This is a genomic window from Paraburkholderia sp. J7 (assembly GCF_905220155.1).
Taxonomy (GTDB): domain Bacteria; phylum Pseudomonadota; class Gammaproteobacteria; order Burkholderiales; family Burkholderiaceae; genus Paraburkholderia.
This window is the reverse complement of sequence record NZ_CAJMYZ010000021.1, coordinates 138,203-165,138: the sequence shown is the minus strand read 5'-3', so window position 1 is coordinate 165,138 and position 26,936 is coordinate 138,203. Positions and strand designations below refer to the sequence as shown.

Genomic DNA, 26,936 nt, shown 5'->3' with positions numbered 1-26,936 from the left:
CACAGCGAGGCATAACGGCATTTCCCTTACAAACTTTAGGGGTATGCGTATTGTTGGGGCGCGTGAGGCGATCTGCGCGCAACGGGAAAATCCGTTGTGCTATCAATGGATTGGCGCGGATGTTGGGGGGTGTATGCACAGACTTTTCCCCGTTAACTGTGGACAAGTCCAGTGCCTCCAAAACGTGCAACTTCTCTGTCGCGTGGTGCATTGGTGTTTGCGATCAACGGCTTAGCTTCGCTGTCCAGAAGTTGTGCACAGGGCTGCCAACAAAATCTGTGGAAAAGGTGGGTGGGTTTCGAGGCCGCTCGAGCTGCCGTTGCTGCGATTGGGAACGCTGTGGGTTAACTGAAACGCATCAAGGACTTGATGCGGTCTTCCAAGGGTTACGCACAGGGCTGCCAACAAAATTTGTGGGTAACTTTGGGCGGCTTTGTGCGAGTTCCATGAACTTCTGTTCCGCTCAGATTCAAAATGCTCACCTGTTGGCTTCGGCTCAGACAACAATCCAACCAGACCATCTGTTTTGTGCGGACAACCAATCGATGATCATCAGCGGACACGTGTTGCTCAAGCGCTCCGCCGCCGATCATGACCGCACACTGGCTGAAGGCAGTGGCCCGCCCGGCAATGCGGTGCCGCGTCTGCCGGAGACACACCCGATCTGCCAACCCTGTTCAGTGCACGTTGCCCCTCGTTTCCTGTTATCGAGCGCGCCCTGAATTGGATGAACATGCCAGGAACAACTGCAAGCGTTTAAAGCGCACATCCCGTCCCATCGAACTGGCGTAGCAGGCCGCCAAGGTGTATCCCCAGTTCTCGCTAGCGCGTGGTTGATTGACGACGCTCAAGCAGTGTCGGTATGTCTCAATGTGTTCATGCGCAATGAATCGGACTGCGTACCGATTTGGGAATTGTCCTGTTGTGAGCGGTTAGCGTGTCCATCCAGCATAGGGGCATCGCCGATCGCGTTGCGGCGCCGGCACGATACATGGAGGGATGGAAATGTCAGACCGACAGGAGCGACACGCTGGGGTGGCCGCATGAGACGAGCCATTCTGAAACTTGGAGACAAGACAACGTCTGACGGTGTTGTACTCGAAGGCATCGACAGTTGCAGGCACCACGGCACGCCAATGACGTTCATCGGCGCGAAGATATGGTGTCCCGCGTGCAATTCGGAAGGCGTGATTGGCTGGAAGGGGCCGCACCGGAAGGCAACCATGATGGGCAAGCAGCAGGCCTTGGAAGGCGATATCTGCCTGTGCAACTGCGATCCGCCGCCGGTACTCCTGGCCTCGCAGAACAGCGCCTGGCATGTGTTCGATGCGCACGAGTTGGGAGAAGCAACGGGTGCAGGTCAGTCGATGGCTGGCAGCGATCCCGGCAGATATGACGAACAATTCAGACTAGTCGATGACACCGGCCTTCCACGCGTGAGCGTTCGTTATCGCGTACTGATCGGCTCAAACATCGTAGCAAGTGGCGTGACAGATTCCGCCGGGCGAACTAGCCGCATCGTGACAGACGCGAGCCAGCAGCTACGGCTCGACATAGCCCATTGAACGGGAGGTGTGCGTGTTTGATCGACTCGTCGCAGACGGCGATCGCACCACTACGGGCGGCAAAGTGATTGGCCGTAGCAGCCAGTACAACGAAGCCGGGGGAGATGTACGCGCGTAAGGAGAACGCGACGTGCGGAAACCGCAAAGGCGTATGGCCAATTTACGGCATCGCTGGCGATTGGATGGATGAAGGATAACCGATGGTGAAGGATCTCGATTGGATCATGTGTCCACGTCGCAAGCGTCGATTCCTTGCGGCGGGCTCGTCCAACGCATTCTATTCGGAAAGCAAAGGCGAAGCCGCGTCCGTGCCTTCGCCAACGCCCCCCGTTTACGACCAGCAATACTGGCTCATCGGTGGCGACGACCAGTCGCTCGCAAATGTCCGATATCGCATCGTTACCAATGTCGGACAAATGTTTGCCGGCACGACGAACTCAATGAGCCAAAGGGAGCGGGTTATCACGCAAGGGTCATCCGGGCTACGATTTCAAGTGGAGAAATAATCAGAATGTCAGGTACTACAGAATGGCAAACAGTGCACGATACGGCATGCACCAATACCAATCCTAATTCTTGCGTTGATGTGACGATCAATACAACACCGATATGCCCGAATATGACCAACAAGGAATTCAGGCAGAGGATGATGAAAGTAATGGATGCGGCTGTTGTACTAGTAAGCGATCGTATTGTTGCTGTATCCAGGTGGGATGCGCAGGAGAGGGCGCGAGCTACGACTTATTTTGGGCGGGCGGACGACGACATTAGGGCAGTGCTCGTCGCGGGACTCCCTAAGTTGCTGTCAGCGCTTAAAGAGCTAGCTCCCGAGAAAATTGTTCGCTGGGACGACTCAGTAATCAAGAACCTTACATGTGCACTCGTGCCTGATAGTGGGCAAAATCGCGCTGGTGTGTGTAAGCCTGACTCTGAAAATCGAGTTATCGCTATCTACAGCGCCTTCTGCTCAGATTCCGACGGCGAGTTATGGCACGGCGCAAAGGTTAAGACAATTATTCATGAGTGTACTCACTATACCGACACCTTCAACTCGGACGACCTTATGTACGGGAATACGGAAAGTGGAATGCGTGCATTTGCTCTAGGGAATTCCGATAAGGCTATTCGAAATGCGGATAGTATTGTGGGGTATATCTCAACATTTGATAGAACAGTCGCCCGATGAAAAAACATTTATTTGCGTTGCTTCTGATCGCGACGTCTCTGGTCGTACCTTTTCTTTCAGGGGCTGCGCGTGCGTGCACTATCAATGAATCAATGGAGACGCGTTTGCCATTCAATGTTGTTGATCTATCGAATTCTGATCGTTTATTAATTGCTAGCATCGTAATCGAAGCAAGAAAATGGCCTGAGGTTGATATTCAGGCTGTAATTATCGCAGGCGCATATGTCGGGGAGAAGAATGGCGAAAAATTGAAGAGCGAGCGCGGTGCCGCCGTCAGGGACTTTCTTATTCAACTAGGCATTAAGCCGCAGAACATCCTCATCGAGCCGAAGACGCTGACGGATCAGATGGTAAAGAACGAAGATGGCACATTGAACCTGCATCAGATCGCGATTGAGCTTGCCCCTCTATGTAAGGGCGGCTGCGAGCGCCTGTGCGACGACCCGCGCGTGACACCGACAAGCAGAGCCATCAAGTAAGAAGAAGCAACGTTAACTCAGGAATTGGCCCCGCATACGCGGGGTACTTCAGGTTTTCGGATGAGCATCAAAGTAAAAACCTAATATGTCGTCCCGATCTCCGAGGACAAGTCACCGCACGCGTAACGGTACGTCTTGCCAACGAACCCGGCGCCGACCGTCGCTCAAGTTTTCAGGATGAACAATTTCGAGCCAGTGCGAAGATACCCGCCCCTCGTCCCCCAGGCCGCCGGTCCTTGCCATGAAACTCCCCATGTTATTCAAGTCGCTGTTCGATTTCGAAGCGGATACCCCGGCGCTCGAAGTGACGCCTGCGCCTCCAGTGGAGGAGCCGATTCCCCAACCGCACCCCACCCCGCATATACAAGTCAAACCCGTTCAGCCCGACGAACCGAAACACGACCCCGACCCGCTGCTCAACAGTATCGACACCCTAGGCAAGATCGTGCTCGCCCTCGACGCACAGCTTCGCGCCGAGCGCAGCAGTAGCGCTCAGCTGCGCAACTGCCTGACCGACAAACTGACATCGCTCCAAACAGCGCTCCTCCACTAACGACTTAACCTTGAGTTATGTCGACGTAACCGATTTCATTTGCCGCATCGCTGCGCGCCGTGAATACTCGGGTACGGCGCAAGAAGCGCCGACCGACATCCGGAGGAGACTCAATGAAAAAGGTTGCAACGCTCGCGGCAGTCGTCATGGGATGCACGTATCTCGCGCCGGTTCAGGCGCAAGACACCACGAGCGCTACCCTCAAAAAAATCCGCGATACAGGCGTGATTTCCCTGGGCGTACGCGAATCGTCGGTGCCGTTTTCCTACTACGACAGCGAGCAGCACACGATCGGCTATGCACAGGATATCGCGCTGAAGATCGTCGACGAGGTGAAAAAGGAACTGAAGCTCGACAAGCTCACGGTCAAGGAAATTCCGATCACTTCGCAGAACCGCATTACGCTGGTCCAGAACGGCACAATCGATATCGAGTGCGGCTCGACCACGCACACGAGAGACCGCGACAACCAGGTGGCGTTCACGAACAGCTTCTTCCAATACGGCGTGCGCCTGATTGCGAAGAAGGATTCGGGGATCAAGGACTTTCCCGATCTGGCGGGCAAGACCGTCGTGACCACGGCGGGCACGTCGGAGGACCGGCTGCTACGCGAGATGAACAACGACAAGAAGATGGGCATGCAACTCATCGCCGCCAAAGACCACGCGGAGTCGTTTCTCAACGTGAAGACTGGGCGTGCGGTCGCCTTCGTCATGGACGAGCCGCTGTTGTACGGCGCGCGTGCCAAGGAGGCGAACCAGCAGGACTACCTGATCACCGGCACGCCGCCGCTCTCCGAGGTCTATGGCTGCATGGTGCGCAAAGACGACCCCGCCTTCAAGAAACTGGCCGATGGCGTGATCGCTCGCCTGCAGACTTCGGGTGACGCGGAGCGGCTGTACACCAAGTGGTTTACGCAGCCCGTTCCGCCCAAGGGGATGAACCTGAACTATCCGTTGTCCAACGAGAATCGGGAGCTGTTTGCGCATCCGAATGACCGGGCGCTCGATTGAGTGCAGGCACGCGTATGAAAGCGGCGGCCGTACCCAGGCGGCCGCCACTCACGCTTACTTCGCTTCCCCTTCCTGCCATTCCTCGCTGGCTTCCACATCGCCCGCCACTGAGTAGAGCACGCGCGTATTGCGCGTCTTGAGAAAATCTTCAAGCGTCTCTCCGCGCATGGCCGCGTAGATGTGAAGATTCGAAGTCCCAACGACTGCGCCCAGCTTTTCCAGCATGAAGAAGATCACGCCGTAGTGAATCAGCCCGCGCCAGTCGCGGCGGCGCACGAGATCTTTTTCCTCTTCGCTCAGGCCGGACTCGGCAAACGAGCGCTCCGGGTCCGCAAGAAATGCGCGCCGATGCCCCTCGTCGATCATCGCGTGCAGATACTTGTTAAGCCGGTACGCTTTCAAACTCGATTCGAGCCCGAACGGATACGTGCCCGCAAGCTTCTCCGCGCCATCCAGTTGCCGCGCCATGTGCTGGCGGTGCCGCGCCTGCGCCTCACCCGTTGGCGCCATCGCCGTGTTTTCGAGCACGAGCGTGCCGATGCCCGTCATCGAAGGCAGGTAGTAGCCGCTGTGCACCTTCTTCACGTTGCCGCTCAGCGCGCCGCGCATGATCAGCCACATGATGACCTCCGCGCCTTCGAGCCCGCCCAGTTGCGCGTACTCCGCATGCGTCATTTCCGCGAGCGCTTGCGGGTCGTTCGTGATGGCGTCGAGGAAGCGGTGATCCCAGTCCACGTTGTTGAAGCCCGCGTGTTCGCCGTGCACCTGGTGCGAGAGGCCGCCTGTCGCCATCACCACCACGCGCAGGTCCTCGGGATAACTCTCGATCGCGCGCCGCAACGCCTGGCCGAGCTTGAAGCAACGGCGGGCGGTAGGAATCGGGAACTGCAGCACGCCCACCTGCAGCGGCACCACGCGCGTGGGCCAGCCCGTTTCCGTGCGGTCGAGCAGCGCTGACATCGGCGAGAAGAAGCCGTGGTCGAGCGGCTTGTCCTGGAAGAACGACATGTCGAACTCGTCGCTCATGAGGCTCGTGCCGATATGCCGTGCGAGCGCCGCGTGTCCGCCAATGCCGGGCAGGTCGCGTACACCACCGCCTTCGTCGGCGACCTGGTATTCGTCGCCGATGCCGAGCGCGAACGCCGAGTAATGGTCGAAGAAGAACGACGTCACGTGGTCGTTGTAGACGTAGACGATGGCGTCGGGCTGCTGTTCGCGCAGCCAGCGCTTGACCGGCTCGAAGCTCTCGAAGATCGGCGCCCAGGCCGGATCCTGTTCCTTGTGCGCGTCGTGCGCGAAGCCGATGGTCGGGGTGTGCGAAACGGCGATGCCGCCAACGATCGTGGCCATGTCTCCCTGCTCCTTGTTTGCGAGTGGTTTATATCGATGGCGCCAATGTAGGGTTGAAGGCAGGTTATGTAAATTGACTTATTCTCGAAAATTTCATAACGTCAGGTTATGGAAAATAAAGGATCCCGGCGGCGTGCGAAGGCCGACATCGATGCAGACGCCGCTCGCGAAGCGGCAGAAGAGGCGCAGCGGCAACTCGCGTCGAGGCTGCGTCTGCGGCATTTGAACTGTTTTGTGGCGATTGCTCAGGAGCGCACGCTCGCGCGCGCGGCGGCGCGTTTGCATTTGAGCCAGCCAGCCGTTTCGAAGACGCTCGTGGAGCTCGAACAATGGGCGGGCGCGCGTCTTGTCGAACGCGGCAGAAACGGCGCGGCGCTCACGGTGCAGGGCGAGCGCTTCCTGCGCTATGCGCTCGACGCAACGCGCGCGGTCGAGGCGTCCGCTCTCGCACTCGCGCGGCAGGACGCGCATGCGGCGCCAGCGGTGCGGCTGGGCGCGTTGCCAACCGTGGCGACGGCGTTGCTGCCGGAAGCGCTCCTGCGTTTCAAGGCGTTGCGTCCGCAAGTGGGCGTGAAAATTCATACCGACTCGAATGCCGAGCTGCTGCGTGCAGTGAAAGCCGGCGAGCTCGACTTGATGGTGGGGCGCATGGCCGAGCCGGCGATGTTGCAGGGCGTGTCGTTCGAATATCTCTACACGGAGTCGCTCCTCGTCGTGGTGCGCGCGGGGCATCCGCTTGCGAACGCCAGCGGCGCACCCTCACTTGGCGCCGTGCTCGGCTTTCCGCTCGTGATTGCGGGCGAGCGCACCGCGCCGCGCCATCACACCGAGGCGTTTTTCGAAACGCATGGTTTCTCCGTGCCTGAAGGCGCGATCGAAACGCAATCGGCTTCGGTGGCGCGTTTGATCGTCGCGGGCTCGGACGCCGTGTGGGTCGTGCCGCAGCGAGTCGCGCAAAGCGACATCGACGCTGGGCTGCTCGTGCAGATCGACGTGCCGGCCCCGCAGGGCGTGGAGCCGATCGGTATTCTTCGGCGCAGCACCGCTACGCTCGACGAAGCAATTGGCGTACTCGCGCAGCAATTGCGCGAATGCGCGCAAGCGGCGTGATGCATGCATCGCATTTAATTTGAAGTGCGAATTAATCTGTATGCACCGCCGGCCAGGATTAATCAGAGGAATTCAGGGCGCACCAGCTCGCTTCGAGTCACGAAAATTACATTTACCTTAACGATGACGGGCCTTTCCAATCACCTCACTCGACTGTTGTTCATATACCGAAATCAATTGAAAGAGACTGAAATATATGGAATGATATCGATTCTCATTACCGCGAAACTCTCCGCGGCCAAACAACAAGATCAGCCAGCGTAGCGTCGTTTCCCTCGGTCCTTTCGGGGCGGCCCAGCCAGCCAATCCACCCGCGTCGTCCGCGCCCGTTTTGCGCGCGTCGCACGGCCGGGTCGTATGCCTTGCACAGGGACCTCATGCTGAACCGGACGCCGCTCGCGAGTGCGCTCGCGCTGACCTTTGCTGTACCTTTCGCTACGACTGCACTCGCGCAAAGCGCGCCTGCCACCGCAGCTGCCACTGCAGCCACTGCCGCTTCGGGGGCGGCCGCCGCGCAGAGCAATCAGACGTTCCAGACCGCGCAGGCGGAAAGCGCCACGAACAACGCCACGCTGCCCACGATCTCCGTGTCGGGCCAAAGCGATGCCCAGGATTTCCAGGCGGAACGTTCGACCGTTGGCGCGAAAACGCCCACAGCGCTGCGCGATATTCCGCAGTCGGTCACGGTCATCAACAAGGCGGTGATGCAGTCGCAGGGCGCCACGTCGTTCCAGGATGCGCTGCGCAACGCGCCCGGCATCACGATCGGCGGCGCGGAAGGCGGCCAGATCGGCAACAACATCAACCTGCGCGGTTTCACGGCGCAAAACGACATTTACCTCGACGGCTTTCGCGACCGCAACCAGTACTACCGCGACACCTTCGACCTCGAGTCGATCGAAGTGCTCTACGGCCCCTCGTCGATGCTGTTCGGCCGCGGCTCCACGGGCGGCGTGATCAACCAGGTCACGAAGCAGGCGAACCTCAAGCCGCTCACCGAAGTGTCGACCACCATCGGCACCGACGACCGCTATCGCGCGACGCTCGACGTGAACCGTCCGCTCGGCGATCACGCGGCCTTCCGCCTCAACGCGTTCGGTCAGTCGATGGGCTCCACGCGCGATGTGATGAAGAACAAGGACTACGGTTTCGCGCCCGAGCTGCGTTTTGGCATTGGCACGCCGACCGAGGTCACGATCTCGGCGCTTATCCAGCACAACTACGACATGCCGGACTACGGCGTGCAGGCCGTCAACGGCCATCCGTTCGCGCCTTCGAAGAGCACGTTCTACGGCCTCACCGACGACCGCACGATCCAGGACGTGCAGACGGTTCAGGCGCGCGTCGATCATCGTTTCAACGACCAGTTCAAGATCACTAACCAGACGCAGTTCTCGCACTCGCTCACCGACGCGCGCGAGACCGCGCCCGGAGCGGTGCTAACGGGCCCGCTCGCTTCGAGCACGGCCCTCAAGAACGGCAACTTCACGAACCTGCCGCTCGAAGACCTGTACATCAAGCTTGCGAGCCACGACCGCGTGATCGAGAACCACTCGATCTACAACGATACGATGGCGCAATACAAGTTCACGACGGGCTTCCTGAAGCACGAGATGCTCGCGGGCATCGAGCTGGGCCACGACAGCTACACGAATCAGGCTTCCACGCGCAACAACCTGCCGATTCTCTCGCTGCTCAACCCAGTCTATATTTCGACGCCCTCGAACGTCACGACAACGGTGGGCAATCACGCGGAGTCGGGTGCAAATACGTTCGCCGCGTACTTCAACGAAACCATGTCGATCGGCGAGCACTGGAAGCTCATTGGCGGCGTGCGTTGGGATCGCTTCCAGGCACATATTGCCAACACGATCAGCGCGCCGCTCTACGCGGACCAGACCAATACGTTCACGAGCGTGCGTGCCGGGGCGATCTATCAGCCGACCGACTGGCAGTCGTACTACTTCTCGTACGGCACGTCGTTCGATCCGTCGCTCGAAGCGCTCACGGTCACGAACAATACGCAGAACCTCTCGCCCGAACATACCAAGTCGTACGAAGTGGGCGCGAAGTGGGACCTGCTGGGCGGCAATCTTTCGGTTACCTCAGCATTCTTCCAGCAGGAGATGGACAACGCGCGCACGCAAACGTCGACGGGCGAGTACACGCTCGAAGGCGACATTCGCGTGCGTGGCTTCCAGGCGGGCGCAACCGGCCACATTACCAACAAGTGGCAGGTGTTCGCGGGCTACACGTATATGGACGGCGTGGTTCTCAAGGCGCTCGACGGCACCCAGGGCAACACGCCGGCGAATACGCCGCGCAATACCTTCACGCTGTGGACCACGTATGCATTCACGCCGCATTGGGAAATTGGCGGCGGCCCGACCTATATGTCGGCGCGTTACGCGGCGAACACGAATTACGTGGAAGTCGGCGGTTATACGCGCTGGGACGCAATGGCCGCGTACCACGAGAAGAAGTGGGACGTGCGGCTGAATCTGTTGAACCTGACCAACAAGTTCTACTATGACGCCCTCATCCAGTCGGACGGCGGACGTTCGGTGCCGGGCATTGGCCGCACGTTCCTTGCGACGGCCGACTACCGGTTCTGATTGCGGCGTGCTACGCGTGCGCCGACCTTTTTGCGTGCCGTCACGCGAAGCCCGCATAATGCGGGCTTTTTGCGTCACTGCGTGCAGGCGCACGAACGCGGCTGCTTTGCCGCTTATGCGGCACAACGAAGGAATTGACGATGCTGGTTCACGTCCCCAATGTACTGACGCCTGAGCAGGTTCAGGCGCTGCGCGCACGCCTCGACAACGCAGGCGACGCCTGGGTGGACGGCCGCGCGACGGCCGGCTGGTCCGGCGCGCCCGTGAAGCGCAACGTGCAGATCGCCGAGCACACGCCCCTTGCACGGGAGCTGGGCGACATGGTGCTCGCGGCCATCGAGCGCAATCCGCTCTTTATTAGTGCGGCGCTGCCGAATCAGGTGTATCCGCCGCTCTTCAACCGTTATGAAGGCGGCATGACGTTCGGCAGCCACGTGGATGGCGCCGTGCGCGTGCTGCCCAACGGCGTGAAGCTGCGCACCGACGTTTCGTGCACGCTCTTTCTCTCGTCGCCCGACGAATACGAGGGCGGCGAACTCGTGGTCGAAGACACCTATGGCGTGCAGGAAGTGAAGCTGCCGGCGGGCGACATGATCGTGTATCCGGCCACGAGCCTGCACCAGGTCACGCCTGTCACGCGCGGCGCGCGCGTGGCGAGCTTCTTCTGGGTGCAAAGCCTCGTGCGCGACGACACGAAGCGCGCACTGCTCTTCGACATGGACACCGCTATCCAGCGCCTGAACGCAAGCGACGCCGACGCTCAGGCGCGGCGCAGCCTCGTGGGCTGCTACCACAATCTTTTGCGACTTTGGAGTGAAACATGAGCTTTCCCGATACCGCCGAGATCGACGCGACGGCAACGCCGCGCACGCGTCTCGACGTCGAACAGCGCGACGAGCGCACGAAGCGTTCGCGCCGCGCGACCTTCATCAAGTGGCTGCGCAAGGTGCACGGCTGGGTGGGTCTGTGGGGCGCGGCGCTCGGCCTGCTGTTCGGCGCAACGGGGTTCGTGCTCAACCATCGCGCCGAGCCGCTGCGCATCTCTCCTGGCGCCCCCCAAGTCTCGACGGTGCAGATCGCCGTGCCGGACCCCGCCCCCGAAACACCGCGCGAAATGGTGAAATGGTTGCGTGCGCAACCTGATTTGAAACTTCCGGCGCGCATGGGCCGCGTGCAGAAGGAGCCAGAACACAACGTGGCCTGGGGCGATCGCACAGTCGTGCAGCCCGAACATTGGCAGATGATGTTCACGTCGCCCGGCGAGAGCGTGATGGTCGAGTACTGGGTGGACGACGACAAGCTCACGCTCAAGCGCAACGACAACTCGCTCGTCTCGACGATTACCAACCTGCACAAGGGTACGGGCATGAGCGTTGGCTGGGTGCTGTTCATCGACAGCTTCGCCGGGGCGCTCATTCTGCTTTCGATAACGGGTGTGCTGCTGTGGACGGAGCTGAACAAACGCAAGACGGTGGGCGCCGTGCTGCTGTTCGGCTCGATTATCGTGGCGGTGTGCGTGGGCCTCGCGTAAGCGGCAACGCGTGAATCAGCAAACGGGCGCGAACGTCAACGTTCGCGCCCGTTTCTCTTTCAGTCCTTCACGCCGCGTTTGCGCAGCAAATACGTGTCCATGATCCATCCGTTCGCCTCGCGCGCCTGTGCGCGCACGCGGACGATCTCGTCTTTCACGTCTTCCAGGCGGCCCGACATCAGGATCTCGTCTGGCGTGCCGACATAAGCGCCCCAGTAGATGTCGAGGTCCTCGCCCGGGAGCTGCGCATACGCGTTTTGCGCGTCGAGCATGACCACCGCGCTTTCCACGTCCTGCGGAAAGCCACCCTCCGCGAGCCGTCTACCTGTCGTGATGCTTACCGGCTTGCCGATGAAGTTCAGCGGCACGCGATGCTTCGCCGCGAGCGCCTGCACGCTGCTGATGCCCGGAATCACCTCGAAGTCGAACGCCAGCCTGCCATCGGCGAGAACGGAATCGAGAATGCGGATCGTGCTGTCGTAGAGCGACGGATCGCCCCAGACGAGAAACGCGCCGCATTGGCCGTCCGTCAATTCTTCTTCGATCAGGCGCTCGAATACGCGCTGCTTGTCGCGATTGAGCTCGTCCACGGCGGCCTTGTAGTCGAGGCCTTCGTCGCGGCGCCGCTCGGGGCTCGTCGCTTCCACGATGCGATAGTCGTGGTCCTTGATGAAGCGCGCGCAGATTTCCTTGCGCAGCGCGACGAGTTTGTCCTTGGCCGCGCCCTTGTCCATCACGAAGAACACGTCGGCGGCGTTGAGCGCTTCGATTGCCTGCACGGTCAGGTACTTCGGGTCGCCCGCGCCAATGCCGATGATAAGGATCTTTTTCACGTTGCAGTTCCGGAAATGGAGTCGTCGGTGCGGCGCAATGATAGCGCGAGTTCCGCGCGGTGCCGCGCCCGCAGGCAGGGGCAATTTTCTTCAATACGCCGGCGTTGCGCACGTCTACCCTCTGCGCTTACTGATCGCCAATGGGCGTAGCGAGGAAAACTGTGAGCACTGCCTTGTCGATGGCCGCCTTCGCGCTGGCCACTTCCATCACCCCTGGACCCGTCAATATCGTTGCGTTGAGTGCGGGCGCGCGCTACGGGCTGCGCGCGAGCCTGCGCCACGTTACCGGCGCGACGGTGGGCTTTACCTTGCTGTTGCTGCTGATCGGCCTTGGCATGCACGAACTGTTGACGCGCGTGCCGTTTCTCACGCGCGGGCTCGAATGGGCGGGCGTGGCTTTCCTGCTGTACGTTGCGTATCGGCTCGTCACCGACGATGGCCGCATCGACTCCCCGAACGCGTCGCACGGCCCCTCGCTGATGGTGGGCGCCACGATGCAGTGGCTCAACCCGAAGGCATGGCTCGCCTCGGTGGCGGGCATGGGCTTATACGTGGCTTCCGGCGAAAGCGCGCTGGTCTGGCAGTTCGCTGCGATCTACTTCGTCGTGTGCTATGTGTCGATTGCGTGCTGGGCGTGGACGGGCGCGTCGCTGCGCCAGGCGTTGCGCGAACCGTCGCGCGTGCGCTTCGTGAACCGAGCGATGGCGTTGTTGCTTGCCGGCAGTGCGGTTTGGCTGGTGCTTGCCTGAATGCGCGACGACGACGTTGGCCAGCAAGTTAGCCGCGATACTGGCCTGGCGTTGCAGCAACGAACTGGCGGAACGCGCGTTGCAAATGCGCCTGATCGGCGAAACCGGCCTCGGCCGCGACATCCGCGATGGCGTGCCCGCGGCGCAGTTGCGCGCGGCTGAACTCGATACGACGATTCACGACATACGCATGCGGTGTCATGCCGTATTGCTCGCGAAACGCGCGAATGAGGTACGAGGGCGAAAGATCGGCTGCGGCGCAAATCTCTCCGAGCTTGAGCGCGCGCGTGTAATTGCCGTCGATGAATTCTGCGGCGCGTGCGAGGCGTTCGTTCGGCTCGCGTGCACTGACCGGCGCAGGATTGAGCGACTGCTGGAGCCTGGAGAAATACGCTACGGCCGCACATTCCTTGCGCAATGCCGACACCTGAGGATCGACGAGCAGGTCGTAGAGCGCGTTGAGTCCATCGAACACATCGCGCTCCCAGCTCAAGGTCTGCTCGAACGGGCGGAAACCTTCGTGCGCGCCGAAACCCAGATCGTGTTGCAGCTTCGCGAGCCACGCCGTGTCGAGATAGAACATGCGGTAGGCCCAGGGCTCATCCGCGGCCGGATTGCATGCGTGCACAACTTCCGGGTTGATGACCACTACCGCGCCCGCACTGATGTGCGAGAGCGTGCTCCCGTTCAGGTAGGTGCTGCGCCCACCCGTGACCGCGCCGATCGAGAACGTGCTGTGCGCGTGACGGCCATAGCGGACCTTGCGTCCGTCGGCGATGGCGCGCACTTCGATGAAAGGCAGGTCTGCGTCGCGCCAGAAGTACGGTTGCGCGTCGGACGTTGCGGTTTGCGGCATGGGAGACCCCGGAGCGATGCTGCGCGCATGATGCGACGCGAAACTTCGATATTAGCGCAAGGCAAGAAGGGCGGGGGACGTGATAGGCTTGCTCGAACCGCTTGAGCCATTCCCTTTTTGTTGCCAGGCACTGCACATGAACGAATCAAAGCCAGTGAATACAATGATTCGCCCGCTGAACGAGCAAGATGCGGACGCGTTTCAATCCATGCGTTTGCGGGCGGCGGAAAATGACCCTCAGGGCATCGCGTCGACGGCCGATGAGATAAGGCAACTGAGCCGCTCACAAAATGAAGCTCGTATTCGTGTAACCGACGAGCAGATTGTTTTTGGGGCGTTTGACGGTGATGCGCTCGTCGGTATTGTTGGATTACTGCGCGAGGTGCGCCAAAAACTCGCCCATAAGGCGCTGATCTGGGGCGTGTTTGTCGATCCGGCGCGACGGGGTGGCGGGATCGCAAAGAAGTTGATGGCAAGCGCAATCGAACATGCGCGCTCAATTGGCGTGCTGCAGGTCCATCTCGTCGTCAGCGCGCAGAACCCCCGCGCCCAGGCGCTCTACCGTTCATGCGGCTTCGTGCGCTACGGCGTCGAACCGCGCGGCCTGTGCATCGACGGCGAATATGCCGACGACGAACTCATGGTGCTGTTTCTCGACGACCCGGCGGCCCCGGACTAAGCGCAACGCCCATGCCGCCCAGCGCACAAAAGACAACAGCTATCAAGTGTGGTGTAACGCACAGCGTAATCGGCCGAATTATGCGGCAGTCATCATTTCGTCATACCTAAGCGTCGATAATCCACCGCGAATAAATTGGCCAACGTGTCCCGAGCCGCGCAACCATAGCGCGGCCGGCGCGACGAAGGCCCGGGGATTTCGACATGACCATTCGTCACCGCATCACGCTACTCATCGTCCTGATGTTTGTCGCGTTGTCCGCCATCGGCGGCTACGCGGCCCTCCAGGCCCGCCGCAGTGCCACCGACGTCCGCCAGGTTACCCAGGGCGTCGTGCCGAGCGCTCTCGCATCGTCCGACCTCGTGGCGCTCGTGAAAGACGTGCAACTCGCCACCATGACGCTCGTCTATGCACCCGACGCCACGGTTGCGTCGCTCGCGCAGAACGAGCTCAAGGACAAGGAAGCCGCGTTGCGCGCCGCGCTCGACGTGCAACGCAAGGCGGCCGCGAGCCACGCGCAGGAAGGCCTCGTCTCGCAGGCGCAGGAAAGCCTCGCGAACTACTTCTCCGCCATCGACGACACCGCGAAGATGAAGGCGAGCGGCAAGAACGAGCTCGCGCAGGCCTATCTTTTCGCGAACGTCGCGCAGTATCGCGACGAACTCGAAGGCATCGTCACGACGATGCGCGTGGAAAAGAACCGCCAGAAAGATGAAGCGATCCGCACGCTCAACAGCACGCTCGACACCACGACGAGCGCCATTGCTGGCGTGACCGGCGGCGCGGTGCTGCTGCTCACGCTGATCGGCGCGCTGCTGTACCGCCAGATCACGCGCCCGCTCTCGCACATGCAGGCCATGATGAGCGAGATTGCGTCGAGCCAGGACTTCACGCGCCGCGTGCCCGTGGGCCGCATGGACGAAATCGGTCATTCGATCGTCGCCTTCAATGGCATGATCGAGAAGATCCAGCACAGCTCCGCGCAGCTCAAACGCAAGACCGCCGACATTCAGGCGATGCTGCAGAACATGCAGCAGGGCATTCTCACGGTGGTCGAAGGCGCGACGATCCACAACGAATATTCGGCGTATCTAGAGGCAATCTTCGAAACGAACGAGATTGCGGGCCGCTCGCTCATGGACCTCGTGTTCTCGCACTCGGATCTCGACGCAGACACGCTCTCGCAGATCGACGCCGCCGTGCACGCGTGCCTGGGCGAAGACGATGTGAACTTCGCGTTCAATCAGCATCTGCTCGTGAATGAAATCACGCGCACGCCGCCCGATGGCCGCGCGAAGGTGCTCGACCTGAGCTGGTCGGCGATCACCGACGAAAACGACGTGGTCGTGCGTCTCATGCTGTGCGTGCGCGACGTGACGGAACTGCGCGAACTCGCGGCCGAAGCCGGCGAGCAAAAGCGCCGCCTCGAGATGATCGGCGAGATTCTCGCGGTGAGCGAGGAGAAGTTCCAGCATTTCGTCGATAGCTCGACGAGCTTCATTCACGAAAACGAGCACATCATTCGTCAGCACGACTGCGCGGATACGAGCGCGATTGCCGCGCTGTTCCGCAACATGCACACGATCAAGGGCAACGCGCGTACGTACAGCCTGCAGCATCTCACGGGCGTGGTGCACGAGGTCGAGCAGCGCTACGACGCGCTGCGCCGCGAAGACACGAGCCACGCGTGGGACCAGCAGGCGCTGATTGCCGATCTGGAGCGCGTGAAGGCGGCGCTCGAGCACTATTCGAACATCAACGAGGTGAGCCTTGGGCGCGGCACGCGTGCGGCTGGCGGCCCGAGCGGCGCGGCGGGCCTCACCGTCACGCGCGAAGCGATCGAACAGACGCTGCGCATCGTCGATCGCACCGACGACAACGACCTGCCCGCGCTTCGCGCGATGCGCGCCGAACTGCGCACCACGCTGCGCGCGATCGGCACCGAGCGCGTGGCCGATGTGCTCGCGAGCGTGACCGGCTCGCTGCCCTCGCTGGCTCAGGAACTTGGCAAGGTCGAACCGGTGGTGAAGATCGAGGACCACGGTTATCGCCTGCGCAGCGAAGCTGCTGCCACTGTGAAGAACGTGTTCATGCACTTGCTGCGCAACTCGCTCGACCACGGCATTGAAATGCCGGCGCAACGCCGCGCAGTTGGCAAGGGCGAGTCGGGTCACATCGACATCGACGTGAATGTGCAGAACGGCGCACTGCACATGACGCTCGCCGACGACGGCCGAGGCCTCGCGCTCGCGCGCATTCGCAGCATCGCGATGGAGCGCGGCTGGCTTCAGGCGTATGAAGCGGTAAGCGATGAGGCGATCGCGGCATTCATTTTCCGCCCCGGCTTTTCGACGGCCGCGAACGTGACCGAAGTCTCGGGCCGCGGCGTGGGCATGGATGCGGTGCGCGACTTCCTCGAACGCGAGGGCGGCGCAATCGAACTGCGTTTCACCGACGAGTGCGCGGGCGCCGATTACCGGCATTTCCAGACCGTCGTGCGTTTGCCGCAGCAGTGGGCAGTGAAGATGGCGGATGCATCGCAAGCAAAACAAGAGGAAGCGCTGGCGGGCTAGCGCATGGCGGGGGTGGCAGTGGTCTTACCGTATTTGATCGAAGGCGCGGCTATTGTTGCGTTGGCTGCCGGCGTGGTCGTGGCGTGGCACAAGCGCGCGCTAACGCAGGCTGGACACGCGGCGCGTGCGCAGGAAGCCGCGCACGCCGGAGCGCTTGCTCAGGCGCAAGCGCGCCACACGGCGCAGCAGGAAGACGCGGCGCGTGAAAACGCAGCCCTGGCCGGGCAGATCGAATCGCTGCGCGCGGAACTCGCGCAGCGCCGGTCCGTGGCCGATGCGCTCGAAGCGGCGCTCGCCGGCGAGCGCGCGCAGCGGGACGACGCCATGCAGCACGCGGCGCGCATTGCGAGCGAGGCGTCGCGCCTGAAGCTCATGTCGTCGACGTTCGAGCGCTGGCACGAGCAGATGATCTCGCTGATGGCGCAAAACAACGACATGCACAAGAAGAACCAGGAGCTGTCGTCGATCGTGAGCCATGTGCTCATCGTCTCGCTCAACGCTTCGATCGAAGCGGCGCGCGCGGGCGCGGCGGGGCGCGGCTTCTCGATCGTGGCGGGCGAAGTGCGCTCGCTCGCCACGCGCTCGCAGGAATTGTCGAAGAGCTATCGCGACAGCTTGAACCGCAACGACCTGATCACGGCCGCGACGTTCCAGGACATCCAGGCGGGCGGCAAGATGATCGCGGCGACGCTTGCGAGTGTGGAAGCCTCGTCGCAACAGCTGCATCACCAGCTCGAAGCAAAGCGCGCCGGGGCGCACGCATGATCGGCACGCACGCGAAGGACAGCATCGAGCGGATTTTCTTCGCTGCTGCGCGCATGCGTCTCGTGACCGACGCCCAGCACAGCTGCGTAATCGAGCCTCGCGTGGGCGAGGCGCCCCAGGGCGAGCACCTGGTCGTCCTGACGATTTCGTCGATGCAGTTCCGCCTGCTCTTGCTTCTGCATTTCGAAGACGATGAGCGCACGCAGCGCTACTACGTAGGCGACGCCTCGCGCACGCTCACCGAATGCTTCATGGAGTTCGGCAACCTGTGCTGCGGGGCGATGAACCAGCAACTGGTCGAGCATTTTCCCGACCTCGGCATGTCCACGCCGTATGCGCTCAGCAGCGGGTGCCTGCCGTATCTGCGCGAATTGAAGCCGGATTATGTGCAGTCGTATGCGCTCACGATCGACCACGACGTGCGGCTCGGCGCCACGCTGTGCGTCTGCACGCAGGCGCCGCTCGATTTCGTGGCGAGCACCGCTGCCGTTGAAGCGCACGACAGCGCGGGTGAACTCGAATTGTTTTGAAGGCAGAGAACGGAAACATGAACGCGAACAAGCCAGTCAGCAAGCTGTTGCTGCTGGAAAGCGATACGGCGCGTGCCGAGGCGATTGCGCAAACGGCAGCCGCACACGACTGCGTGTGCGTGCCGGTGCGGCGCGAAGCGCTCTCGGCGGCGCTGAAGACGCACTACGATCTGGGCGGCGTGCTGCTGGGCGTTGACTTTGGCGGCACGTTCGAAGCCGCAGCAGCCGTGGCTGTCGCGCTGGAAGCCGAGCGCCCCGAATTGCCGGTCGTGTTGCGGCGCGCAGCCAACGAGCACAGCGATGCGCTGCCCGAACCATTGCGCCGCTTGCCGCGCGCAAGCTGGTACGAAAGCGATCCTGAAACACTGACCGCGGCGCTTGAAGCGCACGTGTTCTCGCACGACTACCCTGACCCGCTCGTGGACGGCATCACCGACATGACGCTCGGCCGCCTGCGCGGCCTCTTTCCCAGTCTCGAAGTGAACTGGGACACGCCGAGCATCGTGCGCGACCGCATCATCTTCGGCGAGGTGCTGACGCTCATTCCGATCGAGACGGCATGGTGCCGCGGCTGGCTCCTGATGCAGACCGAGGAGACGCCGCTGATCGAACTGCTGCCTCCGCGCGCGGGCCGCGACGAAGCGAGCGACTTCCGCGACGTGAATGGCGTGCTCGCCGAACTCACGAATCTCGTGTGGGGTGCGTTTCGCAACCGCTATCTCGGCAACGCACGCGCGGCCGATGAAGCGGGATGGGGCCGCGCACAGGTGCAGGTGCCGCTGCTCATCAATCACCGGCGGCGCTATTTGTCGTTTGGCTCTGACAATCCGCAGTTGTGCCTCAAGTACCGGCTCACGTGTCCGAATACGGGCCGGGAAGTGGTGATAGACCAGCGCTTCGTGTTCAGCCTCGGCTGGTCGCGCGAAGGGTTTGACGAGACGGCCGCACAGGCCGCCGCCGCCGCCGTGGAAGAGCAGGCCAGCGGCGAACTCGAATTATTTTGATCAAAGACGCGCCCTACACGGCGCGAAGGAGATGAACAGCATGGCAAAGATTCTGGTGGTGGACGATTCGAGCACGGTGCGTGACGAAGTGGCCGGCTTTCTGCGCAAGAACGGCCTCGACGTGGACACCGCGGTGGACGGCAAGGACGGCCTCGCGAAGCTGCGTTCGAACCCGGGCGTGAAGCTCGTGGTGAGCGACGTGAATATGCCGAACATGGACGGCCTCACGATGGTCGAGAAAATCCGCAGCGAACTGGCGAACACGGCCGTGAACGTGGTGATGCTGACCACGGAAAGCAGCCCTGCCATGAAGGAGCGCGGCAAGGCGGCCGGCGTGCGCGGCTGGATCGTGAAGCCTTTCAAGGGTGAAGCGGTGCTGGAAACGTTCCGGAAGCTGGCTAGCTGATTTCTTCCGGCGCCGCGGGTTCGGGCGCGCGTGCCGGCCGTCGAGCGGCTCCTTGCGATGGCCGAAGGAGCCGCTTAGGCGCGATATAGCCAGCGCTCAGGCTGCCGCAAGCACAGCATCGGCGTCGGCCGACACGTCTGCTTTCGTGGGGCTCAGCAGCACCGGAATCGACTTCGAAGTCGGCGTGCCCGCGCCATCGGCGATAGAGGAGAGCGGCACGAGCGGATTGGTCTCGGGATAGTACGCGCCGAGGCAGCCGCGCGGAATGTCATACTCCACGAGCATGAAGTCCTCGACATGGCGCTCCACGCCGTCGTCCCACACGCTCGTGATGTCCACGTGCTGGCCCGGCTCGAAGCCGAGCATCGTCATGTCCTCGCGGTTCGCGAACAGCACGCGGCGCAGGCCGTATACGCCGCGATAGCGGTCGTCGAGACCATAGATCGTCGTGTTGTACTGATCGTGCGAGCGCGTCGTCATGAGCGTCATGAGACGCGGGCCATGCTCGGCGCGGGCGCGGTGGATGGGCGTATCGAGTGCGATGGCGTGCACGACGAACTGCGCCTTCTGGCTAGGCGTTTTCCACACGCGGTCGCGCGAGGCGACGCCCAGGTGGAAGCCACCCGGGTGCTTCAGGCGCTCGTTGTAGTTCTCGAAACCGTCGAACACTTTCTCGATGCCGTCGCGGATCTTCGCGTAGTCGGCGGCGAGGTCGAGCCAATCCACCTTGTCGCTGCCGAGCGTGGCGTGCGCCATGCGCGCGACGATGGCGATTTCCGAAAGCAGGTTCGTCGAGGCGGGGCGGTTCATGCCGTACGAGATGTGCACCATGCTCATCGAGTCCTCGACGCTCACGCCTTGCGGCACGCCGTTTTGCAGGTCGATCTCGGTGCGGCCGAGCGTGGGCAGGATGAGCGCGTCGTGGCCGTGCACCAGATGGCTGCGGTTGAGCTTCGTGGTCACGTGCACCGTGAGTGCGCACGCGCGCATGGCTTCCCACGTGCGCGGCGTGTCGGGCGTGGCGATCGAAAAGTTGCCGCCAAGACCGATGAACACCTTCACGTGGCCTTCGAGCATCGCGTGGATCGTTTCCACGACGTCATAGCCGTGCTCGCGCGGCGGCTCGAAGTCGTAGGCCTTGCCGAGACGGTCGAGAAACGCCTGCGTGGGCTTTTCCTCGATGCCGACCGTGCGGTCGCCCTGCACGTTCGAATGGCCGCGCACGGGGCACAGGCCCGCGCCACGGCGGCCAATGTTCCCGCGCATCATCATGAGGTTCGAAAGCAACTGGATCGTCGCCACCGAATTCTTGTGCTGCGTGAGGCCCATGCCCCACGTCGAAATCACGGCACGGCCCTTGACGTAGATATCGGCGAGCTTGAGCACCTCTTCGATCGGCACACCCGCCTCGGCCACGATCGTGTCCCACGATTCGGCGCGCAAGTCGGCGGCGAAGGCGTCGAAGCCAACCGTGTGCTCGGCGATGAAGCCGACGTCGAGCACGCGTTCGGTGCCGTTCGCGAGCGCTTCGTCGTCGAGTTCGATCACGCGCTTGGCCACACCCTTGATGAGCGCGAAGTCGCCGCCCACACGCGGGCGGATGAACACGGAGCTGATCTGCACGCCCTTGGGCGAGAGCATGTCGAGCGTGTGCTGCGGGCTCGCGAAGCGCTCCAGCCCGCGCTCTTTCAACGGATTGATCGAGACGATGGTCGCGCCGCGCTTCGCGCATTCGCGCAGTTCGCCAAGCATGCGCGGATGGTTCGTCGCCGGATTCTGGCCGAAGATGAGCAGCGTGTCGGCGTGCTCGAAGTCGTCGAGCGTGACCGTGCCCTTGCCGATGCCGACCGTGCCGGGCAGGCCGCGGCTCGTGGCCTCGTGGCACATGTTCGAGCAGTCGGGGAAGTTGTTCGTGCCGTACATGCGCACGAACAGCTGGTAGAGGAACGCGGCCTCGTTGCTCGCGCGCCCCGAGGTATAGAACGCGGCGCGATTCGGGTCGTCGAGCGCCTTGAGGTGCTTGGCGATGAGCTTGAACGCATCGTTCCACTCGATCGGCACGTAGCGGTCCTGCAGCGCGTCGTAGACGAGCGGATCGGTCAGCCGGCCATACTGCTCCAGCTCGTAGTCCGATTGCGCCATCAGCTCGCTAACGGTGTGCTCCTGGAAGAACTGGGGCGTCACGCGCTTGCTGGTCGCCTCCGCCGCCACGGCCTTCACGCCGTTTTCGCAGAATTCGAACGTGGACGCGTGCTCGCGGTCGGGCCACGCGCAACCGGGGCAGTCGAAGCCGTCGGGCTGGTTCTGCTTGAGCAGCATACGGTAGTCGCCGCCCGTCACCCTTTCCTTGATGAGGTTGATGGCGACCTGCTTGAGCGCGCCCCAGCCTGCGGCGGGGTGGTGATACGGCTCGATGCGACCTTGCGGCTTCTTCATGATGCGGTTGGCTTTTCGTGTTCCAGGGCGGTCTGCCCGATGACTGAAGACTACTGTGTTCCTGTGCCCCCGGAGATCACAGAAAAACCGAAAAGCAAGGGATACAGTTGCGGCGTTTTGTCATAGACTTGCGGGGATCGACCGCGCGCGCCCGACCTCTTTCCGCCTGCCTGGACCCAACCCGAACGTGACCCGCTACGAGCAACTCGCCGACGATATCGAAGCCGCCGTGCGCCGCGGCGTGTTCGGCCCCGGCGAGCGCATTCTTTCCGTGCGCCGCGCGAGCCAGCAGCACGGCGTGAGCATCAAGACGGTGCTGCGCGCCTACGCGCTGCTGGAAAGCCGCAGCGTGATCGAGTCGCGGCCGCAATCGGGGTACTTCGTGCGTGCGCGCGTGGGCGCGCCGCAGGGGCGCGGCGCGGTGGGCGCACAAGGCGCACTGGACAATGCCGCCGTGTCAGCGGGCAAGCCGCGCCGCGCGAGCGCGCCGAGGCAGCCCGTGCCCGCCAACGTGGACGTCAGCCGGCTCGTGCTCTCCACGCTGCGCAGCATCGGTGCGCAGGACGCCGTGCCGCTCGGCTCGCCGTACCCGGACCCGGCGCTGTTCCCCTGGCGGCGCATCAACCAGTACGCCAATGCCATCGCGCGCCGCCACGCGAGCTGGAACCTCATCGACGACCTGCCGCCCGGCAACCCCGAACTGATCCGCCAGATCGCGCGGCGCTACGCCGAAAACGGCGTGAGCGTCGATCCCGAGGAAATCGTGATCACCGTGGGCGCGACCGAGGCGATCAACCTGAGCCTGCAGGCGGTGGCGAGACCCGGCGACACGGTGGCCGTCGAGTCGCCCACCTACTACGCGATGCTGCACGCCATCGAGCGTCTGGGCATGCGCGCTATCGAAGTGAGCACGCACGCTCACACCGGCATCGACCTCGACGCGCTGGAGCGCGTGCTCGAGCGGCAGAAGGTGGCGGCCTGCATGGTGATGCCGAACTTCCAGAATCCGCTCGGTTTTCGCATGCCCGACGCGAACAAGGCGCGGCTCGTGGCGCTTGCCGAGGCGCACGATTTGCCGGTGATCGAGAACGACGTCTACCAGGAGCTGTACTTCGGGCAGACGCGGCCTTCCACGCTCAAGCAGTTCGACACGCGCGGCCTCGTGCTGCATTGCGCCTCGTTTTCGAAGAGCCTGTCGGCTTCGTACCGCATTGGCTGGGCGCTGCCGGGGCGTTACCGCGCGCAGGTCGAAAAGCTCAAGTTCCTCAACACGCTCACGACCCCCTCGGTTCCCCAGGTGGCGCTGGCCGACTACTTGCGCCACGATGGCTACGACCGGCACCTGCGCCGCGTGCGGCGCTTCTACCGGCAGCAGGCGCGGCTCATGCGGGCGATGGTGGAGCGCTTCTTTCCGGCGGGCACGCGCACCTCGGAGCCGCAAGGCGGCTACGTGCTGTGGGTGGAACTGCCGCCGCGCGTCGATTCGATGCGGCTTTATCAGGCGGCGCTCGCGCAAGGCATTACCATCGGGCCCGGCTACATGTTCTCGATGCGCAACGAGTATCACCACTACATCCGGCTGAATTACAGCTACCCATGGAACGCGCAGACTGAAGCCGCGCTGAAGACGCTAGGCGAAATGGCTGCGAAGATGGCATGAGGAGACAGACGATGAACGCAGACGAAGAGCGCGAAGACGCCAACGCAGACGAGGCGGGCGTCGACCCGGTGCTGATTGCCGTGCTCGAGCAGTTGTGGCGCGCCGAGTGCGAGAAGCACGGCCAGCCTGAGCGCCCGGGCCGCGCGTGGTCGCTTGCGAAACTCTCGAAGCAGGCCGGCGTGCCAATGAGCGGATTGCGCAGACAATTGACGTCGCTCGTGGACAGCGGCCTCGTGGTGACGACGCAGGCCGAAGATGGAACCGGCACGGCGAGTTTGTCCGATGAGGGGCGCGCGTTTTGTGCGGAGGTGTTCGGCGAGCCCGAAGCGTAGCGCCAGCCATCGCCATGCGCGAGTGAGCCGCGTTTGCCGGTGTTAAGCTACGCCAACGTCATCCCCCTCAAGACCATGGACTACATCGACAGCCTGCGGATCTTCCGCTCCGTCGTCGAGGCGCGCAGCTTCACGCGCGCCGCGGACATGCACAGCCTCACCACACCCGTCGTTTCGCGCGCCATCGCACGCCTCGAAAAGCGCCTTGGCAGCCGGCTCTTTCATCGCAGCACGCGCGCGGTGTCGCTCACCGAGACGGCCGAGCGTTTCTACGAAGGCTGCTGCCGCGTGCTCGATGACCTCGACGCACTGGAGGCCGACGCCACCGTGCAAACGCGCGAGGCGAATGGCGTGCTGCGACTGGTCGCGCACACCACGGCCACCGTCAATCGCCTCGTGCCGCTCATCGCCAGCTTCAAGCGCGCGCATCCCAAGGTCACGCTCGACGTGATCCTCACCGAGCGCCCCGTCGATCTCATCGCGGACGGCTACGATCTCGGCCTCGTGCTGCCGTTCATGCTCAATAACGAATCGACCGTCACGCGCTTGCTGGAGCGCATTCCGCTCGCGCTCGTCACGACGCCCGCGTATCTCGAAGCGCATTCCACGCCGAAACATCCCGCCGACCTCGCCGACCACCTGTTCGTGCCGATGCCGCCTTCCATGCGCAAGCCCATGATCGTGTTTCGCGTAGGCGACGAGGAAGTCGTCGTGCCGCTGCACCACGAGATTGCCTCGAACAACCCCGAGTTCAACCGCGAGATGGTGCTGCAAGGCTTCGGCATCGGCATTCTTCCCGTCGCGCTCGTGAGGGAGGAGCTTGCGGCGGGCAAACTCGTGACGGTGCTCGACGCGTACCCGCTCGTCGACATGCAGATCGAGATTCGCCTCGCCTACACCACGCGCACGCTGCTGCCGGCCAAGGTGCGCGCGTTCATCGACCACGCCACGGCTTTTTTCGACGGCATGGCGCACGACGCGCCCGCCGAGGCGAAGGCAATCTGAAAGCTTTGCGACGATTGTTGTCGTCGCGGCCATAATGTGATGCCGCGCGTAAGGCTTGTTCGGGGCCCGATTGGCGACTACTCTGTGCATATGCACATCTATCAGTCACCCGAGCACGACGATTGCTTTGCCGTACGCCAGGCCGCGCGGCATCTGTCGCAGCTTTACGAGCGTCACCTGAGCGCAGCGGGGCTCACGCCCACGCAGTTCAGCATACTCGGTGCGCTCGGCCGCGCGTCGAGCCTCACGATGGCGGAACTCGGCCGCTCGATGGTGATGGAGCGCACCACGCTCGTGCGGGCCTTGCGGCCGCTCTTGCGCGGCGCGCTCGTGGCCGATGCGTCGGACCTGGGCGAGCGCCGCCGCCGGCTCGCGCTCACCCAGGCGGGCCGTTCGCGGCTCGACGCGGCGCATGAACACTGGCGCGCGGCGCAGGACGAATTCGAGCGCCGCTTTGGCGCGCAACGCGCCGCGTGGCTGCGGCGCGAGCTGTTTCGCATCACACGGGCTGTCTAACGTTGCAATGGATTTGCGGGTTGCGTCGCGTTGCTTCATACGGCGGCGTTTTTTTATCTTTAGTAGTGTATATGCACAGGTAAACGTCATGTCGAGTCCTTCCACTCCCGTTGCGGTCGAGCCGGCGCAGGCGAGCGAGCGTGCGCGCATCTCGCGCATGCGTCTCGCGCTAGGCGCGGTCGCTCTCGTGCTGGCGGCTGCCGCCGGCTACTGGTTCTTCGTGCTGCGCTTTGTCGAGACCACCGACGACGCCTACGTGGGCGGCAACGTCACCGTGATGGCGCCGCGCGTGAGCGGCTTCGTCTCGGACATTCCCGTGCAGGACAACCAGCGCGTACACGCGGGCCAGGTCCTGCTGCGTCTCGACTCGCGCGACTATGACGCGAAGCTTGCCCAGGCCAACGCGGAGCTGGGGAGCGCGCGCGCCGCAGTCGACGAACTGCAGGCGAAGCGCACGTTGCAGGAAGCGGTGATCAACCAGCATCAGGCCGAAGTGCGCGCGTCGAATGCGGAACTCACGCGCAGCGCTCAGGACCAGACGCGTTACCGCGAACTGGTGAAGGACGACGCGGTATCGAACCAGCTGGTCGAGCGTGCGGATTCCGACTACGCGAAGGCCCAGGCATCGGTTGCGCAAAGCGGCGCGGCGGTGCTGGCGGCGCAACGCCAGCTCGACGTGCTGGCCGCGCAGATCAACGACGCACAAGCGCGGGTCGCGACCGCCGAGGCCAACCAGCGCCTCGCACAACTGAACGTCGAATACACGACGCTGACCGCGCCGGTGGACGGCTACATCGGCAACCGCACGGCGCGCGTGGGCACGCTTGCCAACGTGGGTGCGCCGCTGCTGACCGTGGTGCCTGCCACGGGTCTGTGGGTGGACGCGAACTTCAAGGAAGATCAGTTGAAGAAGATGCACGCGGGCGATCGTGCCGACGTGACGCTCGACGCCGCGAGCGGCACGTTGCACGGCACCGTGGAAAGCCTCGCTCCTGCCACGGGCGCGACCTTCAGCGTGCTGCCGCCCGAGAACGCCACGGGCAACTTCACGAAGATCGTGCAGCGCGTGCCGGTGCGCATCCGCATTGACGCCAATACGTCCGCGGGGCTGGAAGGCGCGCTGCGGCCCGGTCTTTCGGCGACCGTGAAGGTGCATCTGTCCGAAGCGCACTGAAGAGGCTACTGCGATG

Annotated in this window: 27 protein-coding genes; 23 read left to right on the top strand and 4 right to left on the bottom strand. The window is 62.8% G+C overall.

Annotated elements, in window-relative coordinates:
* Positions 1–446: 446 nt before the first annotated feature.
* From U5A58_RS29995 to U5A58_RS29965, 7 genes are all read left to right on the top strand, one after another.
* Positions 447–722 (top strand): hypothetical protein, encoded by a 276-nt coding sequence (locus U5A58_RS29995; RefSeq protein WP_321964141.1) that lies wholly within the window; start codon positions 447–449, stop codon positions 720–722.
* Positions 723–1,043: 321 nt separating this feature from the next.
* On the top strand, positions 1,044–1,565 hold the full coding sequence (locus U5A58_RS29990; RefSeq protein ID WP_321964140.1) for a PAAR domain-containing protein: 522 nt from the start codon (positions 1,044–1,046) through the stop codon (positions 1,563–1,565).
* A gap of 200 nt (positions 1,566–1,765) precedes the next feature.
* Positions 1,766–2,071, top strand: coding sequence for a hypothetical protein (locus U5A58_RS29985; protein ID WP_321964139.1), 306 nt, complete (start codon positions 1,766–1,768; stop codon positions 2,069–2,071).
* Between the two features lie 5 nt (positions 2,072–2,076).
* Complete coding sequence (locus U5A58_RS29980) at positions 2,077–2,751, top strand: M35 family metallo-endopeptidase (protein WP_321964138.1); 675 nt, start codon at positions 2,077–2,079, stop codon at positions 2,749–2,751.
* Positions 2,748–3,230 (top strand): hypothetical protein, encoded by a 483-nt coding sequence (locus tag U5A58_RS29975; protein WP_321964137.1) that lies wholly within the window; start codon positions 2,748–2,750, stop codon positions 3,228–3,230. Before U5A58_RS29980 ends, U5A58_RS29975 begins: the two co-directional genes overlap by 4 nt.
* 241 nt (positions 3,231–3,471) lie before the next feature.
* Positions 3,472–3,783, top strand: coding sequence for a hypothetical protein (locus U5A58_RS29970; protein WP_321964136.1), 312 nt, complete (start codon positions 3,472–3,474; stop codon positions 3,781–3,783).
* A gap of 113 nt (positions 3,784–3,896) precedes the next feature.
* Positions 3,897–4,796: a transporter substrate-binding domain-containing protein gene (locus tag U5A58_RS29965; protein WP_415764450.1), complete on the top strand. Its 900-nt coding sequence runs from the start codon at positions 3,897–3,899 to the stop codon at positions 4,794–4,796.
* Positions 4,797–4,850: 54 nt separating this feature from the next.
* Here the strand turns inward: U5A58_RS29965 and U5A58_RS29960 are convergent, their stop codons facing one another.
* Positions 4,851–6,146, bottom strand: a complete 1,296-nt coding sequence (locus U5A58_RS29960) for a gallate dioxygenase (RefSeq protein ID WP_321964134.1) — start codon at positions 6,144–6,146, stop codon at positions 4,851–4,853.
* Between the two features lie 108 nt (positions 6,147–6,254).
* On the opposite strand from U5A58_RS29960, the gene U5A58_RS29955 reads away from it, so the two are divergent.
* From U5A58_RS29955 to U5A58_RS29940, 4 genes are all read left to right on the top strand, one after another.
* Entirely contained in the window at positions 6,255–7,256 is a 1,002-nt protein-coding gene (locus tag U5A58_RS29955) for a LysR substrate-binding domain-containing protein (RefSeq protein ID WP_321964132.1), read from the top strand.
* Positions 7,257–7,633: 377 nt separating this feature from the next.
* A complete protein-coding gene (locus U5A58_RS29950) occupies positions 7,634–9,871 on the top strand; it encodes a TonB-dependent siderophore receptor (protein WP_321946048.1) in 2,238 nt (745 codons plus the stop codon).
* A gap of 140 nt (positions 9,872–10,011) precedes the next feature.
* Positions 10,012–10,695, top strand: coding sequence for a Fe2+-dependent dioxygenase (locus U5A58_RS29945; protein WP_321964131.1), 684 nt, complete (start codon positions 10,012–10,014; stop codon positions 10,693–10,695).
* Positions 10,692–11,402, top strand: a complete 711-nt coding sequence (locus tag U5A58_RS29940) for a PepSY-associated TM helix domain-containing protein (RefSeq protein WP_321964130.1) — start codon at positions 10,692–10,694, stop codon at positions 11,400–11,402. The genes U5A58_RS29945 and U5A58_RS29940 overlap by 4 nt, the downstream gene beginning before the upstream one ends.
* A gap of 59 nt (positions 11,403–11,461) precedes the next feature.
* On the opposite strand, the gene cobF is transcribed toward U5A58_RS29940, so the two are convergent.
* On the bottom strand, positions 11,462–12,235 hold the full coding sequence (gene cobF, locus U5A58_RS29935) for a precorrin-6A synthase (deacetylating) (protein ID WP_321964129.1): 774 nt from the start codon (positions 12,233–12,235) through the stop codon (positions 11,462–11,464).
* Between the two features lie 161 nt (positions 12,236–12,396).
* Here cobF and U5A58_RS29930 point away from each other — a divergent pair, with 161 nt between their 5' ends.
* On the top strand, positions 12,397–12,984 hold the full coding sequence (locus U5A58_RS29930) for a LysE family translocator (RefSeq protein WP_321964128.1): 588 nt from the start codon (positions 12,397–12,399) through the stop codon (positions 12,982–12,984).
* 28 nt (positions 12,985–13,012) lie between these two features.
* Here the strand turns inward: U5A58_RS29930 and U5A58_RS29925 are convergent, their stop codons facing one another.
* A complete protein-coding gene (locus U5A58_RS29925; protein ID WP_321964127.1) occupies positions 13,013–13,840 on the bottom strand; it encodes an AraC family transcriptional regulator in 828 nt (275 codons plus the stop codon).
* 136 nt (positions 13,841–13,976) lie between these two features.
* On the opposite strand from U5A58_RS29925, the gene U5A58_RS29920 reads away from it, so the two are divergent.
* From U5A58_RS29920 to U5A58_RS29895, 6 genes are all read left to right on the top strand, one after another.
* On the top strand, positions 13,977–14,519 hold the full coding sequence (locus U5A58_RS29920; protein WP_321964126.1) for a GNAT family N-acetyltransferase: 543 nt from the start codon (positions 13,977–13,979) through the stop codon (positions 14,517–14,519).
* 203 nt (positions 14,520–14,722) lie between these two features.
* Positions 14,723–17,092 carry a HAMP domain-containing protein gene (locus tag U5A58_RS29915; protein ID WP_321964125.1) on the top strand — a complete coding sequence of 790 codons (2,370 nt, stop codon included), beginning with the start codon at positions 14,723–14,725 and terminating at the stop codon, positions 17,090–17,092.
* A 3-nt stretch (positions 17,093–17,095) separates the two neighbouring features.
* Positions 17,096–17,857 carry a methyl-accepting chemotaxis protein gene (locus tag U5A58_RS29910; RefSeq protein WP_321964124.1) on the top strand — a complete coding sequence of 254 codons (762 nt, stop codon included), beginning with the start codon at positions 17,096–17,098 and terminating at the stop codon, positions 17,855–17,857.
* Complete coding sequence (locus U5A58_RS29905) at positions 17,854–18,387, top strand: hypothetical protein (RefSeq protein ID WP_321964122.1); 534 nt, start codon at positions 17,854–17,856, stop codon at positions 18,385–18,387. The genes U5A58_RS29910 and U5A58_RS29905 overlap by 4 nt, the downstream gene beginning before the upstream one ends.
* A gap of 17 nt (positions 18,388–18,404) precedes the next feature.
* Positions 18,405–19,391 carry a chemotaxis protein CheX gene (locus tag U5A58_RS29900; protein ID WP_321964120.1) on the top strand — a complete coding sequence of 329 codons (987 nt, stop codon included), beginning with the start codon at positions 18,405–18,407 and terminating at the stop codon, positions 19,389–19,391.
* A gap of 40 nt (positions 19,392–19,431) precedes the next feature.
* Complete coding sequence (locus tag U5A58_RS29895; RefSeq protein ID WP_028229743.1) at positions 19,432–19,797, top strand: response regulator; 366 nt, start codon at positions 19,432–19,434, stop codon at positions 19,795–19,797.
* Between the two features lie 96 nt (positions 19,798–19,893).
* Here U5A58_RS29895 and U5A58_RS29890 read toward each other — a convergent pair whose 3' ends face one another.
* On the bottom strand, positions 19,894–22,233 hold the full coding sequence (locus tag U5A58_RS29890) for an FdhF/YdeP family oxidoreductase (protein ID WP_321964118.1): 2,340 nt from the start codon (positions 22,231–22,233) through the stop codon (positions 19,894–19,896).
* 187 nt (positions 22,234–22,420) lie between these two features.
* On the opposite strand from U5A58_RS29890, the gene U5A58_RS29885 reads away from it, so the two are divergent.
* The 5 genes from U5A58_RS29885 (at position 22,421) to U5A58_RS29865 (ending at position 26,920) form a co-directional block, all read left to right on the top strand.
* Positions 22,421–23,893: a PLP-dependent aminotransferase family protein gene (locus U5A58_RS29885; protein WP_321964116.1), complete on the top strand. Its 1,473-nt coding sequence runs from the start codon at positions 22,421–22,423 to the stop codon at positions 23,891–23,893.
* 11 nt (positions 23,894–23,904) lie between these two features.
* Positions 23,905–24,225 carry an ArsR family transcriptional regulator gene (locus U5A58_RS29880; RefSeq protein ID WP_321964115.1) on the top strand — a complete coding sequence of 107 codons (321 nt, stop codon included), beginning with the start codon at positions 23,905–23,907 and terminating at the stop codon, positions 24,223–24,225.
* A gap of 75 nt (positions 24,226–24,300) precedes the next feature.
* Positions 24,301–25,230 (top strand): LysR family transcriptional regulator, encoded by a 930-nt coding sequence (locus U5A58_RS29875; protein ID WP_321914474.1) that lies wholly within the window; start codon positions 24,301–24,303, stop codon positions 25,228–25,230.
* 90 nt (positions 25,231–25,320) lie between these two features.
* Positions 25,321–25,746: a MarR family winged helix-turn-helix transcriptional regulator gene (locus tag U5A58_RS29870; RefSeq protein ID WP_321964176.1), complete on the top strand. Its 426-nt coding sequence runs from the start codon at positions 25,321–25,323 to the stop codon at positions 25,744–25,746.
* Positions 25,747–25,834: 88 nt separating this feature from the next.
* A complete protein-coding gene (locus U5A58_RS29865; protein WP_321933975.1) occupies positions 25,835–26,920 on the top strand; it encodes an HlyD family secretion protein in 1,086 nt (361 codons plus the stop codon).
* Positions 26,921–26,936 lie beyond the last annotated feature (16 nt).

Coding starts and splice junctions, on each gene's coding strand:
- U5A58_RS29870 (WP_321964176.1), top strand. CDS start 25,321: ATGCACATCTATCAGTCACCCGAGCACGACGATTGCTTTGCCGTACGC.
- U5A58_RS29960 (WP_321964134.1), bottom strand. CDS start 6,146: ATGGCCACGATCGTTGGCGGCATCGCCGTTTCGCACACCCCGACCATC.
- U5A58_RS29980 (WP_321964138.1), top strand. CDS start 2,077: ATGTCAGGTACTACAGAATGGCAAACAGTGCACGATACGGCATGCACC.
- U5A58_RS29950 (WP_321946048.1), top strand. CDS start 7,634: ATGCTGAACCGGACGCCGCTCGCGAGTGCGCTCGCGCTGACCTTTGCT.
- U5A58_RS29970 (WP_321964136.1), top strand. CDS start 3,472: ATGAAACTCCCCATGTTATTCAAGTCGCTGTTCGATTTCGAAGCGGAT.
- U5A58_RS29975 (WP_321964137.1), top strand. CDS start 2,748: ATGAAAAAACATTTATTTGCGTTGCTTCTGATCGCGACGTCTCTGGTC.
- U5A58_RS29900 (WP_321964120.1), top strand. CDS start 18,405: ATGAACGCGAACAAGCCAGTCAGCAAGCTGTTGCTGCTGGAAAGCGAT.
- U5A58_RS29890 (WP_321964118.1), bottom strand. CDS start 22,233: ATGAAGAAGCCGCAAGGTCGCATCGAGCCGTATCACCACCCCGCCGCA.
- U5A58_RS29940 (WP_321964130.1), top strand. CDS start 10,692: ATGAGCTTTCCCGATACCGCCGAGATCGACGCGACGGCAACGCCGCGC.
- U5A58_RS29865 (WP_321933975.1), top strand. CDS start 25,835: ATGTCGAGTCCTTCCACTCCCGTTGCGGTCGAGCCGGCGCAGGCGAGC.
- U5A58_RS29905 (WP_321964122.1), top strand. CDS start 17,854: ATGATCGGCACGCACGCGAAGGACAGCATCGAGCGGATTTTCTTCGCT.
- U5A58_RS29925 (WP_321964127.1), bottom strand. CDS start 13,840: ATGCCGCAAACCGCAACGTCCGACGCGCAACCGTACTTCTGGCGCGAC.
- U5A58_RS29875 (WP_321914474.1), top strand. CDS start 24,301: ATGGACTACATCGACAGCCTGCGGATCTTCCGCTCCGTCGTCGAGGCG.
- U5A58_RS29910 (WP_321964124.1), top strand. CDS start 17,096: ATGGCGGGGGTGGCAGTGGTCTTACCGTATTTGATCGAAGGCGCGGCT.
- U5A58_RS29895 (WP_028229743.1), top strand. CDS start 19,432: ATGGCAAAGATTCTGGTGGTGGACGATTCGAGCACGGTGCGTGACGAA.
- U5A58_RS29955 (WP_321964132.1), top strand. CDS start 6,255: ATGGAAAATAAAGGATCCCGGCGGCGTGCGAAGGCCGACATCGATGCA.
- U5A58_RS29965 (WP_415764450.1), top strand. CDS start 3,897: ATGAAAAAGGTTGCAACGCTCGCGGCAGTCGTCATGGGATGCACGTAT.
- U5A58_RS29880 (WP_321964115.1), top strand. CDS start 23,905: ATGAACGCAGACGAAGAGCGCGAAGACGCCAACGCAGACGAGGCGGGC.
- U5A58_RS29920 (WP_321964126.1), top strand. CDS start 13,977: ATGAACGAATCAAAGCCAGTGAATACAATGATTCGCCCGCTGAACGAG.
- U5A58_RS29990 (WP_321964140.1), top strand. CDS start 1,044: ATGAGACGAGCCATTCTGAAACTTGGAGACAAGACAACGTCTGACGGT.
- U5A58_RS29945 (WP_321964131.1), top strand. CDS start 10,012: ATGCTGGTTCACGTCCCCAATGTACTGACGCCTGAGCAGGTTCAGGCG.
- U5A58_RS29985 (WP_321964139.1), top strand. CDS start 1,766: ATGGTGAAGGATCTCGATTGGATCATGTGTCCACGTCGCAAGCGTCGA.
- U5A58_RS29995 (WP_321964141.1), top strand. CDS start 447: ATGAACTTCTGTTCCGCTCAGATTCAAAATGCTCACCTGTTGGCTTCG.
- U5A58_RS29915 (WP_321964125.1), top strand. CDS start 14,723: ATGACCATTCGTCACCGCATCACGCTACTCATCGTCCTGATGTTTGTC.